At 66.0% G+C, this 641-nt stretch carries 1 protein-coding gene; it reads left to right on the forward strand.

Annotated elements, in window-relative coordinates:
• Positions 1-641, forward strand: a 641-nt coding sequence (locus MJ783_RS21905; protein WP_239313451.1) for an IS3 family transposase, incomplete at both ends; no start/stop codon positions are given.

Below are 641 nucleotides of genomic sequence, written 5' to 3' on the forward strand. Positions count from 1 at the left end.
GGCGGGGTCGAGCCGATCTGCGACGTGTTACAGGTCGCCCCGTCAACCTACTATGCCGCGAAAAACAGGCCGCCGTCGGCCCGTGCGCAACGCGACGCCGAACTCCTCGTGGAAATCAGACGCGTGTGGAAGGAGAACTACGAGGTGTACGGGGCACGGAAGGTGTGGCGTCAGCTCAACCGGGAAGGGATCACGGTGGCGCGCTGCACGGTCGAGCGTCTGATGCGCGACGCGAGGCTGGTCGGCGCGCTGCGCGGCGGCAGGCCCCGCACGACCCGCGTCGACCCAAGCGCTCCGAGACCGAAGGACCTGGTGGACCTGCAGTTCACCGCGGACCGGCCGAACGCTCTGTGGGTCGCCGACATAACCTACATTCCGACCTGGGACGGAATGGTGTACGCGGCGTTCGTGACCGATGTGTACTCCCGGAAAATCGTCGGGTGGCGGCTCGACACCAATATGCGGACCGGCCTCCCCCTCGACGCTCTGGAAATGGCCATCTGGGGCAGCAAGGACGAACCGTTGGACGGGCTCGTGCATCATTCTGACCGAGGTTCGCAGTACACGTCAATCCGCTACACCGAGCGACTCGTTGAAGCCGGCGCCACGCCGTCCGTCGGGAGCGTCGGCGATCCGTACGA

Origin of the sequence: Protofrankia sp. Cj3, assembly GCF_917627355.1 — a bacterium.
In the GTDB taxonomy this organism is placed as follows: domain Bacteria; phylum Actinomycetota; class Actinomycetes; order Frankiales; family Frankiaceae; genus Protofrankia.